17 protein-coding genes are annotated in these 18,144 nt (G+C 43.5%); 8 read left to right on the forward strand and 9 right to left on the reverse strand.

Features of this window, described 5'->3' with window-relative positions:
- Positions 1–127: 127 nt before the first annotated feature.
- Complete coding sequence (locus tag BIW53_RS12100; RefSeq protein WP_070992286.1) at positions 128–1,471, forward strand: ABC transporter permease; 1,344 nt, start codon at positions 128–130, stop codon at positions 1,469–1,471.
- Positions 1,472–1,479: 8 nt separating this feature from the next.
- Positions 1,480–2,694, forward strand: coding sequence for an ABC transporter permease (locus BIW53_RS12105; protein WP_070992287.1), 1,215 nt, complete (start codon positions 1,480–1,482; stop codon positions 2,692–2,694).
- Between the two features lie 83 nt (positions 2,695–2,777).
- On the opposite strand, the gene metH is transcribed toward BIW53_RS12105, so the two are convergent.
- From metH to BIW53_RS12120, 3 genes are read right to left on the reverse strand one after another with little or no spacing between them, the layout of a single operon-like run.
- The gene (metH, locus tag BIW53_RS12110; protein WP_070992288.1) at positions 2,778–5,408 is read right to left on the reverse strand and encodes a methionine synthase; all 2,631 of its coding nucleotides are present in this window, start codon (positions 5,406–5,408) and stop codon (positions 2,778–2,780) included.
- Positions 5,409–5,417: 9 nt separating this feature from the next.
- Positions 5,418–6,473, reverse strand: a complete 1,056-nt coding sequence (locus BIW53_RS12115) for a homocysteine S-methyltransferase family protein (protein WP_070992289.1) — start codon at positions 6,471–6,473, stop codon at positions 5,418–5,420.
- Positions 6,463–7,410, reverse strand: coding sequence for a homoserine O-succinyltransferase (locus BIW53_RS12120; protein WP_070992290.1), 948 nt, complete (start codon positions 7,408–7,410; stop codon positions 6,463–6,465). The genes BIW53_RS12115 and BIW53_RS12120 overlap by 11 nt, the downstream gene beginning before the upstream one ends.
- Positions 7,411–7,576: 166 nt before the next feature.
- Between BIW53_RS12120 and BIW53_RS12125 the strand changes: the two genes are divergently transcribed.
- Positions 7,577–7,900, forward strand: coding sequence for a cupin domain-containing protein (locus BIW53_RS12125; RefSeq protein ID WP_415839079.1), 324 nt, complete (start codon positions 7,577–7,579; stop codon positions 7,898–7,900).
- A gap of 29 nt (positions 7,901–7,929) precedes the next feature.
- Here BIW53_RS12125 and BIW53_RS12130 read toward each other — a convergent pair whose 3' ends face one another.
- Positions 7,930–8,322, reverse strand: coding sequence for a tellurite resistance TerB family protein (locus BIW53_RS12130; protein WP_070992292.1), 393 nt, complete (start codon positions 8,320–8,322; stop codon positions 7,930–7,932).
- Between the two features lie 162 nt (positions 8,323–8,484).
- Here BIW53_RS12130 and BIW53_RS12135 point away from each other — a divergent pair, with 162 nt between their 5' ends.
- Positions 8,485–9,336: a hypothetical protein gene (locus tag BIW53_RS12135; protein ID WP_070992293.1), complete on the forward strand. Its 852-nt coding sequence runs from the start codon at positions 8,485–8,487 to the stop codon at positions 9,334–9,336.
- Positions 9,337–9,395: 59 nt separating this feature from the next.
- On the opposite strand, the gene rluB is transcribed toward BIW53_RS12135, so the two are convergent.
- The 5 genes from rluB to rnm are packed head-to-tail and all read right to left on the reverse strand — an operon-like array spanning position 9,396 to position 13,173.
- Positions 9,396–10,256: a 23S rRNA pseudouridine(2605) synthase RluB gene (rluB, locus tag BIW53_RS12140; RefSeq protein WP_070992294.1), complete on the reverse strand. Its 861-nt coding sequence runs from the start codon at positions 10,254–10,256 to the stop codon at positions 9,396–9,398.
- Entirely contained in the window at positions 10,256–10,843 is a 588-nt protein-coding gene (gene scpB / locus BIW53_RS12145) for an SMC-Scp complex subunit ScpB (RefSeq protein ID WP_070992295.1), read from the reverse strand. Before scpB ends, rluB begins: the two co-directional genes overlap by 1 nt.
- A gap of 50 nt (positions 10,844–10,893) precedes the next feature.
- Positions 10,894–11,703 (reverse strand): segregation and condensation protein A, encoded by an 810-nt coding sequence (locus BIW53_RS12150; RefSeq protein WP_415839083.1) that lies wholly within the window; start codon positions 11,701–11,703, stop codon positions 10,894–10,896.
- Positions 11,703–12,323 carry an L-threonylcarbamoyladenylate synthase gene (locus BIW53_RS12155; protein ID WP_070992297.1) on the reverse strand — a complete coding sequence of 207 codons (621 nt, stop codon included), beginning with the start codon at positions 12,321–12,323 and terminating at the stop codon, positions 11,703–11,705. Before BIW53_RS12155 ends, BIW53_RS12150 begins: the two co-directional genes overlap by 1 nt.
- A gap of 1 nt (position 12,324) precedes the next feature.
- A complete protein-coding gene (gene rnm, locus BIW53_RS12160) occupies positions 12,325–13,173 on the reverse strand; it encodes an RNase RNM (protein WP_070992298.1) in 849 nt (282 codons plus the stop codon).
- Positions 13,174–13,602: 429 nt separating this feature from the next.
- Here rnm and BIW53_RS12165 point away from each other — a divergent pair, with 429 nt between their 5' ends.
- Genes BIW53_RS12165 through trpCF form a run of 4 tightly spaced genes read left to right on the forward strand, consistent with a single transcriptional unit; the run spans position 13,603 to position 18,139 of the window.
- Entirely contained in the window at positions 13,603–15,183 is a 1,581-nt protein-coding gene (locus tag BIW53_RS12165; protein WP_070992299.1) for an anthranilate synthase component 1, read from the forward strand.
- Positions 15,173–15,763, forward strand: a complete 591-nt coding sequence (locus BIW53_RS12170) for an aminodeoxychorismate/anthranilate synthase component II (RefSeq protein WP_070992300.1) — start codon at positions 15,173–15,175, stop codon at positions 15,761–15,763. Before BIW53_RS12165 ends, BIW53_RS12170 begins: the two co-directional genes overlap by 11 nt.
- An 8-nt stretch (positions 15,764–15,771) precedes the next feature.
- A complete protein-coding gene (gene trpD / locus BIW53_RS12175) occupies positions 15,772–16,779 on the forward strand; it encodes an anthranilate phosphoribosyltransferase (RefSeq protein ID WP_070992301.1) in 1,008 nt (335 codons plus the stop codon).
- Entirely contained in the window at positions 16,772–18,139 is a 1,368-nt protein-coding gene (trpCF, locus tag BIW53_RS12180; protein WP_070992302.1) for a bifunctional indole-3-glycerol-phosphate synthase TrpC/phosphoribosylanthranilate isomerase TrpF, read from the forward strand. Before trpD ends, trpCF begins: the two co-directional genes overlap by 8 nt.
- The last annotated feature ends 5 nt before the right edge of the window (positions 18,140–18,144 follow it).

The raw sequence follows: 18,144 nt of genomic DNA on the forward strand, positions 1-18,144 counted from the left end.
AGTATCCAAAAAAAAGGAACTTTGACTACTTTTAAGGAAAAAGTGATGAATATCAAGCCTTCAACCTACACACGCAGTACAACGTACCAATGCTCATGTCATGTTTTTCTGAGTGTTAAGGAGCATCATGGTTAATTATTATCTCAAACTAGCATGGATTAGCATACGCAAGACGCCTATGCTCAGTGCTCTCATGGTGCTTATTATTGCGATAGGGATAGCTATCACAATGATCACATTCACCGTGAGCTATATGATGTCAAAACATCCGATCCCAGAAAAAGCCGATACACTTCAACTTGTTTATTTAAGTAGTTGGTTTTCTGAGCAGCCTTATAGTGAATATCAAGGTAAGGAAGAAGCCCCTCACCGTATAACCTATCGCGATGCAGTAAATTTGACGCAGGCCAATAAGCGCAGCGACTTAGTAAAATCGCAAACCCTTATTGCAGATCATAAAGCGCTGATCCGCACACCATCACAATCAAAGGCTGAAGGAAAAATGCAGTACATGTATGCAACGACCAACAAGTTTTTTGATATGTTTAATGTGCCGTTCTTGTTTGGTGCTCCTTGGCTAGACAGCGTTGATGAAAATGGTGAGTTTAATGTTGTGATCAGCAAAGAGCTCAATGATAAACTATTTAATGGTGAGAATTCCGTCGGCAAGCAAATTCTTATGGATCAGCATTCGCTAACAATCTCGGGCGTTTTAGATGACTGGAATCCTACACCCAAGTACTTTTTCTATTCTTCCTCTGCGTTTGAAAAGCCGCTGGATATATACATCCCAATAAAAACAAAGATCAACCATGAATTGTATTTAAGTAGCAGTTTTTCAATGTATTGCGGAGTTACCCCAGAAAACCCGAATTTCAAAACTATTTTGGAGTCAGAATGTATTTGGATGTTTTTATGGGTAGAGCTGAACAGTGCCAAAGACAGACAACCTTACACAAGCTTTTTACACGACTATGACGCTCAACAAAAACAACTTGGTAGATTTCCAAGAGACTTGCCCAGTTATACCCGAACCGTTGAAGAATATCTGGTAAGTGAAGAAGTCGTGCCCGATAACAGTAAAGTCGCAGTTTGGTTGGCATCAGCCTTTCTCATTGTCTGTTTACTCAATTGTATGAGCTTGATGATAAATAAATTTTACAATAAAAAAGGCGAAATTGGCTTACGCAGGGCGGTCGGTGCCAGCAAGCTAGACATCGCTATACAATTTGCCTATGAAACGGTGCTAATAGGTCTACTTGGCGGCCTGCTGGGATTACTATTGGCACAGCTAGGTTTGAAGGCAGCGCAAAATGTATTTCACTTTATCAACGCCAGCGTAATGCAAATGAATGGCTCACTTGTCATCGTCACTATCATTTTGGCTGTTTTATCCAGTTGCTTATTTGGACTTTGGCCTATTTATAAGGCAGTACAAATACAACCTTCCAGCCAACTAAAGAGTTTGTAGGAGTGATCATGAATGACATTATGCCTATTTTGAAGTCTCTTTATCAGCGAAAAACCGCCACGTTATTACTGATTTTGCAGATCTCAATCACCCTGACGATTCTGGTGAACACCATTTTTATGTTGCTGCAAAAATGGGACAATATAAATACCAGCACCGGCTTAGAAGAAAAACACACCTTTTCATTCACAACAAATATCCAAGGCGAAAGAAGCGAAATAACTAACTTGATAAAACAGGATATTGAGAGAATTAATCAATTAGATGCTGTTAAAATCGCTTCCAAAATTTCTGACGTCCCGTATACATCTTGGGGGTCAACAACTCAAATAGGCTTGCCTCCTTCTCCTGAGGATGTGCTGCTAAGAGCCGGATATTATGAAGGGGATTACAACTCTTTAGAGGCCATGGGACTTAAACTTGTTGCAGGGGAATGGTTTAAGCCTAGCGATATTTTTTACTATGATAATGCAAACTCAAATGATCGTAGTATGCCAAAACTCATTATTTCCAAAGCTCTTGCACAGAAGCTATATCCTGATGATTGGCGACAGGCATTAGGTAGCACAATATATTCTGGAATGGATGCCTGCAGCGTAGTGGGTATTGTTGATAAACTGCCGAGCGCCTGGAATTGGTGGAAAAACAACTGGCACACGGTATTAAGTAGCGGTAATTATGTCGACTCCGAACCAATTTACATGGTCAGAGCGCAACCTGGTATGCGTGAACAAGCAATGGAACAAGTAACAGAGCTGTTACTGCAAACACCAGGTCGGTGGTTGGATAATATGGCAACATTTGAACAAACCCGTGCCAAAAGTCATCAAGGCGATTTTGCTGTGGTGGTCACGTTGATAGTACTCGTGTCTATCTTAAGCACTATCACTGCTTTAGGTATTTTCGGCCAAGTGCGCTACACCATTATTACCCGCAAGAAGCAAATCGGTACTCGTCGAGCGCTTGGTGCCAGTAGGTTGCACATTCTGCGCTACTTTATGCTTGAGAGCTTTATTATAACGAGTATAGGTATAATTATAGGAGTGCTGCTATCGCTTATTTGCAATACCTATTTGATGGTTTTGTTTGAGTTGCCGCCAATTCCAAGTGAATATTTGATAGCTGGCGCGCTAGCTATGTGGGGGATTGGACAACTGGCCACGTTGCAACCTGTCTACCAAGCGAGTTTGGTCTCCCCCGCCATCGTTACTCGCCTTGGCTGACTGTGAAAGTTATTAACTAGCAAATGAAAAAGCGCCGGTTATATCCGGCGCTTTTGTGTGCTCTATTCCAACTAACTGAGTATTTAAGCTTCGTAGCCAAGATTTGGTGATAGCCAACGCTCAGCCTCGACCAATGTCATTCCTGTGCGTCTTGCATAGTCCTCAACTTGGTCTTTTTGAATACTTGCAACCGCATAATACTTTGAGTCAGGATGAGAAAAATACCAACCAGAAACCGCAGCACCCGGCCACATAGCATAGGAACTTGTTAGTTTCATACCAATACGTTGCTGTGTATTAAGTAGCTGCCAGATTTTCTTTTTCTCTGTATGTTCCGGACAAGCCGGATAGCCAGGCGCAGGACGAATGCCCTGATAGTTCTCACGGATCAACTCTTCATTACTCAAACTCTCACCAGGGGCGTAGCCCCAATAGTGCTTACGCACTTGCTCATGAAGATATTCAGCAAAAGCCTCTGCCAGCCTATCGGCAACAGCTTTGACCATAATTTTGTTGTAATCGTCATGCTTAGCATCGAACGCTTCAGCTAGCTCATCTTCTTCTAAACCACCTGTTACAGCAAACGCCCCAAAGTAATCTGCAGTCCCTTTAGGCGCGATATAATCCGCTAAGCAATAGTTTGGAAAGTCAGTTTTTTCTGTTTGTTGACGCAAATGACAAGACAAAGCTAACACTTGCGTGCGTGTTTCATCGGTGTAAATCTCAATGTCGTCACCCACTCTGTTAGCAGGAAACAGGCCTATCACACCCAGCGGTTGCAGCGCGCCTGAGCGCTCAAATTCATCCAACATTTCATTTGCATCTTTGAATAAGCTTTGCGCCTGCTCACCAACAATTTCGTCATGCAAAATTCTGGGGTATTTTCCAGCGAGCGACCAAGTCATAAAAAATGGTGTCCAGTCGATATATTTCCTAAGCGTTTTGATGCTCACATCGGTAAACTCCGTAACCCCTAATTTTTTAGGCACTGGAGGAGTGTAGTTATCCCAATCAATCTTAATGGCGTTGTCACGGGCTCTCTGTATAGTCACAGGTTTCGAACGAGGCTTTTTACGGGCCTGTTGTTCCCTAACTTTGACATACTCTTCTTTCGTTTTAGCTAAAAAGCTCGTCTTTTGTGACTTGCTCAACAAATTCGAAACTACACCCACGGCTCGGCTAGCGTTATTGACGTACACCACCCCTTTGTCATACTGAGGCTCGATTTTTACCGCTGTGTGCGCTTTGGATGTCGTTGCTCCTCCGATAAGTAACGGTAGCTCAAAACCACGTCGTGTCATCTCCTTGGCCACATGAACCATTTCATCTAATGAGGGCGTGATCAAACCAGATAAACCTATCACATCGGCTTTTTCATCAATGGCTGTTTGCAAGATCTTCTCCGCTGGCACCATAACCCCAAGGTCGATTACTTCATAGTTATTACATTGCAGTACAACGCCGACAATATTTTTGCCAATATCATGTACATCACCTTTTACCGTTGCCATGATGATTTTGCCGTTAGTATCACCTTCTTGTTTTTCTTCTTCAATGAAAGGGTCAAGATATGCGACAGCACGTTTCATAACACGAGCTGATTTAACAACTTGAGGCAAGAACATTTTACCTGCGCCAAACAAGTCACCAACCACATTCATGCCGTCCATCAACGGCCCTTCGATAACTTCTATGGGTTTGGCCATACCAGCTCGGCATTCTTCGGTATCTTCATCGATGAACTCGGTGATCCCCTTAACTAGGGCATGTTCCAAACGCTTGGCAACGGGCCAAGAACGCCATTCCAAATCTTCAACTTTCGCAGCCTGTGCCATACCTGAATATTTTGGCGCAAGTTCAACTAAACGTTCACCCGCCAGAGGGTCTTTATTTAAAATAACATCTTCTACCGCATCTCTGAGCTCTTTAGGTATGTCGTCATACACCGCAAGCTGACCGGCGTTAACGATACCCATATCCATACCCGCTTGAATGGCATGATAAAGGAACACAGAGTGAATAGCTTCACGTACAGGATTGTTACCACGAAATGAAAACGATACATTTGATACACCACCAGAGACCTTGCAATGGGGCAACTCGGCTTTAATGCGTCTTGTACCCTCTATAAACTCTATCGCGTAGTTATCATGCTCTTCAATCCCCGTTGCCACAGCAAAAATATTGGGATCAAAAATAATGTCTTCTGGCGGAAAGCCAATCTGATCAACCAATATACGATAAGACCGTTCGCAAATTTCAAACTTCCGCTTTGCGGTTTCTGCTTGCCCTACCTCATCAAACGCCATCACTACTGCCGCAGCACCAAAGCGCTTGATAATTTTAGCTTGACGGATAAAAGGCTCTTCACCCTCTTTTAAAGAGATGGAGTTTACAATCGCCTTACCTTGAATACATTTTAGACCCGCTTCAATCACTTCCCATTTCGATGAATCCACCATAATGGGCACGCGTGAAATATCCGGTTCTGAAGCAATCAGATTTAGAAACTTCACCATGGCTGCTTTTGAATCCAACATAGCTTCGTCCATGTTGATATCAATCACTTGCGCCCCGTTTTCTACTTGCTCACGGGCAACATCCAAGGCTTTTTCGTATTCTTCCTCTAATATCAGGCGCTTAAAACGCGCAGAGCCGGTCACATTGGTACGTTCACCAACGTTAGTAAAAGTGGCTGTAGATTGTTGCGTCATAAGTACTTCCTAATTCAAATTACATGCTTCTAAACCGGCTAAGCGCATGCGCACTTCAAGCTCAGGTAGAGGTCTTGGGGCAACCTGTGCGAGACCATCGGCAAATGCTTTAATGTGCTCCGGCGTCGTGCCACAGCAGCCGCCAACAATGTTAATTAACCCTTCTTTACCCCAGTCAATAATTTCTTTTGCCATTTCAGGGGCTTCTAAATCATATTCACCAAATTCGTTCGGTAAACCTGCATTAGGGTGTACCGAAGTAAACGTTTCGCATACCCGCGATAATTCAACAACGTACTGGCGCAGTAAATCCGGTCCTAACGCACAGTTTAGGCCAATTGACAGAGGCTTAATATGACGAATCGAATTGTAGAACGCCTCTGTTGTTTGCCCCGATAAAGTGCGTCCAGAAGCATCGGTAATGGTGCCAGAAATCATTACCGGTAAAGTGACTCCGCAACGCTCAAATGCCTCTTCAACCGCAAATGACGCGGCTTTTGCGTTAAGTGTATCAAAGATGGTCTCGATTAGAATTAAGTCGACCCCACCTTCGATCAGCGCAAGCGTTGACTCAATATAAGCTGCAACCAACTGATCAAAAGTTATATTACGATAACCTGGGTCATTCACGTCTGGGGAGATAGAGCAAGTTTTTGATGTAGGCCCAAGCACGCCCGCCACATAACGAGGTTTATCAGGAGTTTGCGCCGAAACCTCATCGCATAGCCGACGCGCCAGCTTCGCCGACTCTAAATTGATTTCTTTGCTAACGCTGGCCATATCATAATCTTCCATAGAAATCGTGGTCGCGTTAAAAGTGTTGGTTTCAATAATATCTGCGCCTGCTTCTAAAAACTGACGGTGTATTTGCTCAATGATTTCAGGTTTAGTAATACTGAGCAAATCGTTATTACCTTTGACAAGCACATGCCAATCTTTGAATCGCTCACCTCGGTAGTCCTGCTCTTCTAACTTGAATTCTTGGATCATGGTGCCCATCGCACCATCCAAAATCAAAATACGTTGTTTTAATGCCTCTGTTAAGGCAGCGCGTTTATTCGGCATAATTGTTAGTCCTTACATCTTGGCTAACGAGGTTAATATCATAAGGTGTTGTTTGGTAAACGTAATAATTTAACCAGTTGGAGAATAACAAAAAGGCGTGACTTTGCCATGTTTTCGACGGTTTTTGTGACGCATCATCATTAGGAAAATAGTTTTCTGGTTTTGGCGCATCGGCATTTTTTTCCAGATCTCGCAGGTATTCCTTAAGCAAAGTATCCGCATCATATTCTGGGTGACCTGTAATATAAACCTGACTACCAGAGACATTTTTTATCAGGTAAGCACCCACGGTAGGCGAACCGGCTAGCACAACCAGATCGCTTTTGTCAGCAATTTGTTCTGGACTGATATGCCCAAAACGCGAATGAGGCACCAAAAATTCGTCGTCAAATCCACGGGTCAGTGCTCCGTGTTCAAAATAACATTTATGTTTAAACACACCACTGAGCTTTTCAGCTCTGATCTCACGCTTTAGCCCGTGGTGATGGAATAGTCCAGCGTGTGCGGCCCAACACGAAAACAAGGTAGATGTCACATGGTGTTCTGCCCAATCAAAAAACTGCTGCAGCTCTTGCCAATAAATCACGTCGTCATATTCTAAATGAGCCAATGGCGCGCCTGTAATGATCAAAGCATCATAGTTTTGTTCTTTAACATCTGAAAAATATCTATAGAACATATCTAAATGTTGTTCTGAACTATCAGATGTTCGATGCGTATCTAAACGTAGAAGGTCAACATTTACCTGCAATGGAGAGTTAGCCAGTAATCGAATGAATTGCACCTCTGTTTCCACCTTGTTTGGCATTAAATTTAATATAGCCAAACGCATCGGACGGATCTCTTGGGTTTGTGCACGACTTTTTGGCATCACGAACACATTCTCTTGACGCAAACGTACAATAGCTGGCAATTCGTCTTTTACTGTAATTGGCATACTTAACTCCCAAGTGTAGATGTAGCTGACATTATGAATGGAAATAGAAAAATATCAACCTCTAGATGTATAGACGTCCATATATTTTAAAGTGCTGCTAATCCCCACTTTAAAAGCGCTTTACATAAAGGTATGGTATCGAACTGTAATATAGCTTTAGGGTGACATGATGTTGCAAAATTTACTCGCTAACTTGCCAACAGACACTGACAAGGAACACTTTGAAGACTTATTGTCAGCCAAGCACCTACGCATTGAAAGAATTGTCTCTTACGGGCAAACATCACCCGATTCATTCTGGTATAACCAAGACGAGCATGAATGGGTAATAGTTTTGTCAGGTTGTGGCACTGTTGAGTTTTTCGACGGCCAGGAACATATACTAAAATGCGGCGATTTTTTAAACATTCCAGCTCACACTAAGCACCGCGTAAGCCATACAGCAAACACTGAGGCCACTGTCTGGCTCGCAATTTTTTATCAAGATTAGGTTGAAGCCACGAAACGAGTATTTCTTGTTTATACTTGTGCTTCTAAAAATTCCATCGCTGTTTGCTCACGACGGTCTATTTTACCATCGGCAGCACACACTTTTTGCACGATTTTCAGCGCCAATTCGCGCATAGGTTGGTCAATGATAAACTTCATACTGTGCTGTATAAATGCTTCTACATCGTCAACTTTGACTGCGTGTACACACTTTGCGACCATATCCGAAATGTAGTTGTCAAGACTCAAAGCTGAGTTCCAATTTAACGTTGCCGCCCACTTTTTTACCACTTCTAGTTCAGAATCAGATACGCTTCCATCGACAGCCACAAACAATAACGCTAGGTCCAGTAATGATTCCTTTTGCAATTGTTCGACGCAAATGCCACTGTCAAAGTGATTGAGTAATTGTTCAAATTTCATAAGTCCTTGCTCCTTGAAGTCAATAACCGAGGTACATAATCACTTCATGACCATCGTGCTCTCTCTACCATATTAGACAAAAATCAAAAAGTCACATTAAAAACTCTCATCATCCCCTGTTGGGCTACACTAAAGGTGAGTTCTGTCGATTTTGGAGGTGACATGCGTGGCTTATGCGCCTTACTTTTTATATTACAAATCAATGTAGTGCGAGCAGTAACTATCCCAATCACCATCGAAGAAGATATTTATAATTACGCGCAAATTATTTTGGCTGATAAGTCCATTGAGAGTGTGAATGATTTCAGTCACCCTCTGTGCCAAAGAGACATCGTTGAGTTTGTACTCCTACAAAAAGCATTAAAGTTGGGTGGGCTAGAACTTACATTTCAGTTTGAGCTGGGGAACTATGACGCCAGAAATATTAAACTATTAGTTGACGGACTGTTACTAGTCAGTTTTGATACCTTATGGTATCAAGAAGCACAGCAACACATTGAGCGGTTATATATTTCCGATGCAATTATTCGCAAGGGCGAATATTTTGCAGGTCTGTATGTCTCTCCTAAAAATGTTACCAGCATAAAAAATAAAATTACCGAAGATCTGTCTCAAGTCTCAGTGATCTCAAGTCGATCATGGTATACCGATTGGGATACCTTATCCGCGCTAAGTCCAAAACAGTTACATGATGAGTCCGATTGGATTGTAATGGCCAAAATGGTGAGCCGAGGCTGGATTGATACTATGCTGGTATCTTTCAACAATAAAATGCCCTTTGAGTATAGCGGCACAGATTATCGAATTATTGCGATTGATGGTATCAAAGTACCACTGCAAGACAGCAGACATTTTGTTGTGTCACGTCTTCACCCTCTCGGAGAAGAAACATTTAAGGCGCTTCAAGAAGGTATTAAGCAATTACGCAACTCGGGCTTTATTGAGCAATCCTATAAACAATGTGGGTTCTTTAGCCCACATGTTGATTCTTGGCGAACATTAACGCCAAAATAAAAAACCTCACGACTATAGTGAGGTTGATTCATTGGATACTGCTAACTAATTAAAATTAGTTAGCGTTTTTTTGGCTTTTGCACACGCTGATTATGCTTTTTAACAGCCTTGCGGATCTGGTTGATCTTGGCGCGTTTATCTTTGCGCTTTTCAGGCATTACAGAGAGTTTAGTCTCAGTTTCATTGCGAAGCTTCACCGACTTACGTAAATAGTTTACATCTTCAAGTTTAAGCTCTTCCCAGCCCCCCTGCGGCAACCGTTTGTTGAGCTCCAACTTACCGTAACGAATACGAATAAGGCGCGAAACTTCAACGTCTTGAGATTGCCACAAGCGACGTACTTCACGGTTACGGCCCTCGGTCAAGGTCACGTTAAACCATTTATTGATCCCCTCTCCACCCATGGGCTTAATTTTTAGGAACTTGGCAGGACCATCTTCCAATTCAACACCTTTGGTTAAATTGCTTAAAGTCTCATTGGTTACTTCACCAAACACCCTTGCCGAATATTCCCGCTCCACTTCATATTTCGGATGCATCAGACGATTAGCCAGCTCACCATCGTTAGTGAACAATAAAAGCCCGGATGTGTTGATATCTAAACGACCAATGGCAATCCAGCGGTCACCGTCTAAGCGTGGTAAACGGTCAAATACGGTGCGACGCCCTTCTGGATCCTTGCGTGTACACAACTCCCCCTCAGGCTTGTGATACATGATCACACGGCAAATTCTATCTTCTTTTTGCTCAATTTTTACTATGTGTCCATCAACGCGGATCACCGCGTTTTCTTCAACACGATCGCCTAACTTTGCAACCTTACCGTCAACACTCACACGGTTGGATTCAATGTACTTTTCCATTTCACGGCGTGAACCCACGCCAGCACGGGCCAATACTTTTTGTAACTTTTCACTCATTAAGATGGTTCTCTCACAGAAGGATCGTTCAGCATCTGGTCAATTTTAACACTGTGCTGCTCTGGTAATTTGGGCAGCATATTAAGACCAGACAAAGAAAAATAATCTAAAAATTGCTTTGTGGTGGCATACAGTGCGGGTTTACCCGGCACTTCTTTGTAACCAACCACCTTTATCCACTCACGCTCTTGTAAACTCTTGATAATATTTGAACTTACAGTCACGCCTCGCACTTGTTCTATCTCACCACGGGTAATAGGCTGTCGATATGCTATCAATGCGAGTGTTTCCAGGGTAGCTCTGGAATATCTCGGGGCTTTTTCCTGCCATAAATTGCTTAACCACGGACTCAAGCTTGCACATGCTTGAAACCTAAATCCGGTTGCGACTTCAACAAGGCGAATACCACGGGTTTGATAGTGTTCAGAAATACTGCCTAATGCCTTATCTATTCTAGCATTAGACACTAATATATCTTGCAATACGGTTTCTTTAAGACGCTTTTTTGACAACGGCTTGTCTGCAACAAAAATAGCAGCTTCTATCAGCTCAATTAGTTGCTCATCGCTAATTCGACGCGTTGTCATACACTTGCAGCCTTATCAACACATAAACGTCTATTATGACAGAGGTTGCGCTACTCTTGTAGCTGCAAACTCAAATAAATTTGGCTATCAGGAGCGACTTGTAAAAAAGTTATCAGTTGCTCTTTGATCAGTTCAAGCATTGCAATAAAGGTAACAACTACACCACTGCGCCCCTCTTCAACCGTAAAAAAGGCATGAAACACACATGGGCCATTATGCTCAGACAAGTACTGTAAAATATGACTCATTCGTTCTCGGGTCGATAATGCTTCAGCACTGATATGATGATGCTCGAAGGTTTTGGCTCTGGCCATTACATCACCCAGAGCCAGAAGTAACTCTTTTAGCGCAATATCGGGAAACAGTGTATCAGGCTCTGCGGACTCGTCTACCAAGGCATGTGCGGTAAAAATGTCGCGCCCTACACGAGGGATCACATCGAGGTTTTCTGCTGCTTGTTTAAACTGCTCGTATTCTTGTAAACGCCTGACCAATTCAGCTCTTGGGTCTTCTTCTTCTTCTAACTCTTCATGCACTGGCAACAACATGCGGGACTTTATTTGCGCTAACAATGCAGCCATCACCAGATACTCGCCCGCTAACTCAAGTTGAAGATCTTTCATTAACTCAACATACGCAACATACTGCTCTGTGATACTAAGAATCGGCAGTTGAAGAATATCTAATTTGTGGCGTTTGATGAGATACAGCAACAAGTCTAGCGGCCCTTCAAAGGTTTCTAAAATTACCTCCAGCGCATCTGGCGGAATATAAAGATCTTCGGGCTTGTCGACTACCGCCTCGCCATTTAAAAACGCCAGCGGTAGCTTTTGCTGTTGAAGAACGTCATTCACTACAATTACTCAAATGGCGAAGTATCACCACACCCCACTCTTAGAATTTCTATCTCGTCTTCAGATAAATCAATAACAGTGGTTGCTTGTTCAATTAAAAATCCGCCGTGAATAATCAAATCAACTTGCTTTTCCAGTCTCATTCTTATTTCGTCTGGATCCGACTCTGTAAACTGCTCATCAGGCAAAATCAATGAACATGACATCAACGGCTCTCCCAACTCAGCCAACAGAGCTGTGGTGATGGGATGATCTGTTACACGAATACCTATGGTCTTTTTCTTGTCGTTTAGTAGTCGTTTAGGCACTTCTTTTGTGCCTTTAAAAATAAACGTGTACGGCCCAGGTGTATTGTTTTTCATTAGTCGAAACATTTGATTATCAACTCTGGCATAGGTCGCCAGCTCGGATAAATCACGACACATTAAGGTGAAATTATGGTGTTTTTCGATACCTCGAATACGCTCAATTCGCTCTTTCGCTTGTTTGTTACCAATATTACACCCTATCGCGTAACCAGAATCCGTAGGGTAGACCACTACCCCACCTTGCATTATGATTTCAGCAGCCTGTTTAATGAGCCTTGCTTGTGGATTCTCGGGATGAATATGAAAAAATTGGCTCATGCTAACACTCCTCGTTTGCTTGCCAAAATTGCCAAACCCCTTGGCAATCTTTTGGTAAGTATAGGTTTTTTCCTAAATCTAACCAAGGCATTGGATAATGGAAATCCGAACCTTGGCTAGCTAGTAAGTTAAATTCACGGCTAAGCTGCCCTAAAAATTGTCGCTCTGATGGAGCCTGCTGAGGTTGCGCTACTTCCATCGCCTGACCGCCACTGAGACTAAATTCACTCAACAACTTACGTAACCACTTATTTGACATTTGATAACGTGCAGGATGTGCCAGCACACTCACACCTCCCGCAGCTTTAATTGCAGAAATAGCCGTTGCCATGTCACACCATTCACTGGGCACATAACCTGTTTTGTTACGCGCTAAAAACTTTTTAAACACGCCTTGAATATTTTTTGCAACACCGCGCTCTACCAATGCAGCAGCAAAATGCGCTCGCGTAATTTCGGCCTCACCGGCCAGCTCTTTGGCGCGTTCGAAAATGCCCTCATAACCTCTTTTTTCTAGCCGTTTACCAATTTCCTCTGCTCTGGACTGACGTTTGGCTTTTTGTATTTCAAGTAGCTTAACCAGCTCACGGTGGTGAATATCAACCGCAAGCCCGACAATATGGATCTCGAAGCTCTCCCATTTAGTGGAGATTTCAACGCCAGATATCAGTTCTAACGGAAGCGAATTTTGCACTATATATTGCTGTGCGGGTGTGATTGCTGCGGTGGTGTCATGGTCAGTAATAGCCAGTACTTCCACGCCTTTTTCTGTTGCGCGCTCAAGCAATTCAGCCACGCTTAAACGACCATCAGAAAAAGTGGTATGGCTATGTAAATCGTATTTTATCAATTTAACTCTTTATCAAATTAGTTACTTTCGAGGCCACAGTATACCACTGTTGTTTGTGTCGTTTCTGTGAAATTTATTGTTTTTGCCAGTATAGGGGTTGACAGAATGTGAAGCAGTACGGTTTACTGTACCCACTAAAGACAAATAAACAATGAAATCTAAAACCATGATTACAACTACAAACAAAAACATTTGGTGGTGGCACTCGTAAAAGCGGGTGATTCGTTGTGTCTTAACGAAAATATCAACCCGCTTAATGTAAGCGGGTTTTTTTATATCTAATTTTCGGAGAAATCTATGTTCAACAATGCAAAAACAACTTCTTGGTGGTGGTGCCTGGCTTAGCGGGACGGCATTGTTGCAACTATTTTAACGACCCCGCTAAGCCTAAACAGCTAGTGGGGTTTTTTATTTAAAGGGGAATGAGGTTTGATATTTAGTCACATAACGACCACACCAGGTGAAGTGACCAGTATACGGCAAAGGAGGGACTATATTAGTAGCCCCTTATCTTTGTACGCTGCGCTGGGAAAGAAAAATTCACTGTTGCTAGAATCAGCAGAAATAGATTCAAAAGATAATGTAAAAAGCATTATTCTTGCGGATGCGGCGCTGCGTATCGAATGTATGGGAAAACAAGTTGTTGTTAAAGCACTATCTAACAACGGTCAGCAACTCCTGTGCTTTTTGCAAGCGAAAGTAGCTAACTGTACTACTACTTTGCATGACGATACGCTGACATTAACCTATCAAAGTCTAGATGAAGAACTGGACGAGTTTAGTAAGTTAAAAGCAGATAACGCGTTCAGTGCCTTGCGTACCTGCATTAACAGTATCAAGCGTAACTCTGAAACACCGCTCTCGGTCTTTCTGGGTGGTGTGTTTGCTTACGACATGGTTGCTAATTTTGAACAGCTTCAAGATGTACCAAATGGGGAAAATGCCTGTCCTGATTATGTATTCTATCTAGCAGAAACATTGGTACTTATCGATCATCAAGCACAAACCACCGAACTAATTGGTAATGTGTTTAACGGCCCAGATGTACACGCGAACTGCTTCGAAGTCGGTAAGCAACTTGAGCAACTTAACGCTCGCTGCGATACACTGACACCTTACTTTGCAGCACCAAATGAAGGCCTAGCGGATGTTCGTGTCAATATTGATGACCAGACATTTTGTGAACAAGTGTCTCGACTCAAACATAACATTGTTGATGGCGATATCTTTCAAGTTGTTCCTTCTCGCACCTTTTCATTGCCCTGTGCGCAACCACTGGCAGCTTATCAACAACTCAAGCAGCAAAATCCAAGTCCTTACATGTTTTATATGAATGACCAAGATTTCGTGCTGTTTGGCGCATCACCAGAGTCGGCTCTGAAGTATTGTGTCGATAGTAATCAGGTGGAAGTGTACCCAATTGCTGGTACGCGTGCCCGAGGAAGGTTTGCTGATGGTCACATCAACCCAGATCTCGACAGCCGCATTGAGCTGGAGCTTAGAAACGATAAGAAAGAACGTGCTGAGCACCTGATGCTAGTTGATTTGGCTCGTAATGATATTGCACGGATAAGCGTAGCTGGCACACGTCATGCGAAAGAGTTGCTAAAGGTTGACCGCTACTCACAGGTGATGCACCTCGTATCTCGTGTGGTAGGCCAGCTTAAGCCGGACTTAGATGCATTACACGCCTATCAAGCATGCATGAACATGGGCACCTTAGTTGGCGCCCCAAAAGTGAAAGCTGCACAACTTATCCGAGACGTTGAGCAAAAGCGCCGTGGTAGTTATGGCGGCGCAGTTGGCTACCTAACTGGTGATGGCGCAATGGATTCATGTATCGTGATCCGCTCAGCCTTCGTCAAAGATGGTATCGCTTATGTTCAGGCGGGTGCAGGGGTTGTGTATGACTCTGTACCGCAAGCTGAAGCCAATGAAACTCGCGCCAAAGCTCAGGCCGTGATCAAAGCGGTGCAATCAACTTATCAGGGGGCGACCAATGCACACTAATGCGAAAGTCTACTTTCTAGATAACTTTGATTCGTTCAGTTACAACTTAGTTGATGAACTCACACTGCTTGGTATGGATTTGGTGGTATACCGTAACCATCTCAGTGCACAGCGTATTTTTGAGAAAATGACGCAAGAACAACAGCCCGTTATTTTGGTGCTTTCTCCTGGGCCCGGAAACCCAGCCCAAGCCGGCTGTTTACTGGAACTCATTGCACTGTGTAAAGGTAAGTTCCCTATGCTGGGTATTTGTTTAGGTCAACAGGCTTTAACCCAAAGCTACGGTGGCGAAGTGGGCCATGCTGGCGAAACGGTGCATGGTAAAGCCTCCATTATTGATGCTTCACCCCACCCTGTATTCGAGGGACTCGGCACGCAATTTCCGGTAGCACGTTACCACTCTCTAATGGCAACCTACGTTCCAGACTGTTTGGAGGTTATTGCAAAGTATCAAGATATTCCGATGGCGATTTATCACCGTGAAGATAAAATTTTGGGCTACCAATTTCACCCCGAATCAATCTTAACCCCGGATGGTGCCCGCTTGTTACAGCAAAGCATCGCATACTTAACACAGTAGGATTTACTATGGATAGCATCAACAAGTTAATTTCACAACAATCACTGGACTTCGTACAAAGTAGTGCGCTGTTTGATAGTATCATGCATGGTCAACTCAGTGAGATTGAGCTAACGGCTGTACTGATCGCATTAAAAATCAAAGGTGAGAGCGCACAAGAAATCGCTGGTGCCGCAAATGCCATGCGAAGCAATGCTAAGCCATTCAATAACAATGGATTACGTTGTGTAGATAGCTGTGGTACGGGAGGTGACGGAGCTAATACCATCAACGTCAGTACCACAGCAGCAATTGTTGCCGCCGCGTGTGGACTCAATGTGGTAAAACATGGTAACCGTAGTGTTTCCAGTAAGTCTGGCTCTGCTGACTTATTGAAAACATTGGGCATAAATCTAGATATGAGCAGCGATGCTGCCAGTGAATGTCTAGCCAAAACTGGCTTCACTTTTTTGTTCGCTCCAAACTACCATCAAGGCACTAAGCATGCGATGCCAGTGCGAACAGCCCTTAAAACTCGCACTATTTTCAACATCCTTGGACCACTTGCCAACCCTGCGGCACCGCAAGTTCAGCTCCTTGGGGTTTACGACCCAGCGCTTTGTGAGCCGATGGCTGAAACCCTAAAAACACTGGGTACAGAGCGCGCGATGGTGGTACATGGCGCGGGGACAGACGAAATCGCATTGCATGGTGAAACCCAAGTCACCGAACTTAATCAGGGCGAGTTGACACACTACACCCTCAGTGCACAAGACTTTGGCCTTGAAAACTATTCGCTTGCAGATATAGCCGGTGATACGCCAGAGTATAACGCCAAAGCCAGTTTGAATATTTTAAAAGGCAAAGGCAAAGATGCCCATAACGCGGCGATTGCAGCTAACGTGGCAGCTCTTTTGGTAATGGAACAAAAAGCAGCGAGCCTTAAAGAAGCCACTGCACATGTACTTGAAGTACTTGCATCTGGTAACGCATACGACAAGCTCACACACATTGTTGAGGTAAGTAATCATGGCTAACGTATTGGAAAAAATTGTTGCCGATAAGCGTGTAGAGTTAGAACAAAGAAAAGCAACACTGCCATTAGAGAGTTTCATTCACGCCGTGGAGCCGACACAACGCGACTTTTATGCAGCGCTGGCCAAATCGGGGACACAGTTTATTTTAGAGTGTAAAAAGGCTTCACCGTCAAAAGGGCTTATTAGAGCGCATTTTGACCTTGATGAAATTACGTCAGTATATAAGCGTTATGCTAGCTGTATTAGCGTACTGACTGATGAAAAATATTTTCAAGGTAGTTTTGATTATCTAAGCTACGTACGCCAAAGGGTCGAGCAACCACTCATTTGCAAAGACTTTTTTATTGATGAATATCAGGTTTATCTCGCCCGTCTGCATGGTGGTGATGCTATCTTGCTAATGTTATCTGTATTGGATGACACGCAGTATACCGCTTTAGCAACCATCGCCGAATCGCTAAACATGGCCGTGTTAACAGAAGTGAGCAATGAACAAGAAGTAGAACGCGCGCTTGCACTAGATGCGAAAATCATCGGCATCAATAACCGAAACCTTCGAGACTTGAGCACCGATTTAGCAACCACAGAGCAGCTACGTAAGCTTATCCCACAGAATAAAGTCGTTATCTCTGAATCAGGTATTTATACTCATCAAGACGTTAAACGCCTAGCGCCACTGTGTGATGGTTTTTTGGTTGGCAGTTCATTGATGGCAGAACACAACTTAGATGCCGCATGTCGCAAATTGATCCTAGGAGAGAACAAGGTGTGCGGTCTGACTCGCAGTCAAGATGCACAAGCAGCCTATCAAGCTGGTGCGCTCTATGGTGGACTTATCTTTTATCCAAAATCTCCAAGATATGTAGACTTGGATTGCGCCAAAGCGGTCATTGATAGCGCACCACTTCACTACGTGGGCGTATTCGTCAATGCCGACATAGAGCAAGTGGTGGAATACGTACAAGTTCTTAAACTCAGTGCAGTACAATTGCATGGTCAAGAGGACGAAACCTACATTGCCACATTGCGCAGCCAATTGCCGATAACCTGCCAAATATGGAAAGCTCAAGGTGTCCAAGATGTGCTACCAAGCCCAATCCAAGGTGTAGATAAGCATCTATATGATACAAAAACCAAAGATGGTTTTGGCGGTACAGGCATGCGATTTAACTGGCAATTGTTAAGTTCGCAAGTGGCCAATAACTTTATGCTTGCCGGTGGTATCGACCCCGACAATGTGCTTGCAGCAAGCAAGTTGGGGGCACAAGGAGTCGATTTGAATTCAGGGGTGGAACTAAGCCCTGGTAAAAAATGTCAGCAAAAATTACAAAACGCTTTTTCAAACATTAGGAATTATTGAGGTGG

It is taken from the genome of Pseudoalteromonas byunsanensis (assembly GCF_001854475.1).
GTDB classification, from domain to species: Bacteria; Pseudomonadota; Gammaproteobacteria; order Enterobacterales; family Alteromonadaceae; genus Pseudoalteromonas; species Pseudoalteromonas byunsanensis.

Excerpts from the sequence above, each read along its gene's own strand:
- BIW53_RS12100 (WP_070992286.1), top strand. The coding sequence starts at position 128 with ATGGTTAATTATTATCTCAAACTAGCATGGATTAGCATACGCAAGACG.
- BIW53_RS12105 (WP_070992287.1), top strand. The coding sequence starts at position 1,480 with ATGAATGACATTATGCCTATTTTGAAGTCTCTTTATCAGCGAAAAACC.
- metH (WP_070992288.1), bottom strand. The coding sequence starts at position 5,408 with ATGACGCAACAATCTACAGCCACTTTTACTAACGTTGGTGAACGTACC.
- BIW53_RS12115 (WP_070992289.1), bottom strand. The coding sequence starts at position 6,473 with ATGCCGAATAAACGCGCTGCCTTAACAGAGGCATTAAAACAACGTATT.
- BIW53_RS12120 (WP_070992290.1), bottom strand. The coding sequence starts at position 7,410 with ATGCCAATTACAGTAAAAGACGAATTGCCAGCTATTGTACGTTTGCGT.
- BIW53_RS12125 (WP_415839079.1), top strand. The coding sequence starts at position 7,577 with ATGATGTTGCAAAATTTACTCGCTAACTTGCCAACAGACACTGACAAG.
- BIW53_RS12130 (WP_070992292.1), bottom strand. The coding sequence starts at position 8,322 with ATGAAATTTGAACAATTACTCAATCACTTTGACAGTGGCATTTGCGTC.
- BIW53_RS12135 (WP_070992293.1), top strand. The coding sequence starts at position 8,485 with ATGCGTGGCTTATGCGCCTTACTTTTTATATTACAAATCAATGTAGTG.
- rluB (WP_070992294.1), bottom strand. The coding sequence starts at position 10,256 with ATGAGTGAAAAGTTACAAAAAGTATTGGCCCGTGCTGGCGTGGGTTCA.
- scpB (WP_070992295.1), bottom strand. The coding sequence starts at position 10,843 with ATGACAACGCGTCGAATTAGCGATGAGCAACTAATTGAGCTGATAGAA.
- BIW53_RS12155 (WP_070992297.1), bottom strand. The coding sequence starts at position 12,323 with ATGAGCCAATTTTTTCATATTCATCCCGAGAATCCACAAGCAAGGCTC.
- BIW53_RS12170 (WP_070992300.1), top strand. The coding sequence starts at position 15,173 with ATGCACACTAATGCGAAAGTCTACTTTCTAGATAACTTTGATTCGTTC.
- trpD (WP_070992301.1), top strand. The coding sequence starts at position 15,772 with ATGGATAGCATCAACAAGTTAATTTCACAACAATCACTGGACTTCGTA.
- trpCF (WP_070992302.1), top strand. The coding sequence starts at position 16,772 with ATGGCTAACGTATTGGAAAAAATTGTTGCCGATAAGCGTGTAGAGTTA.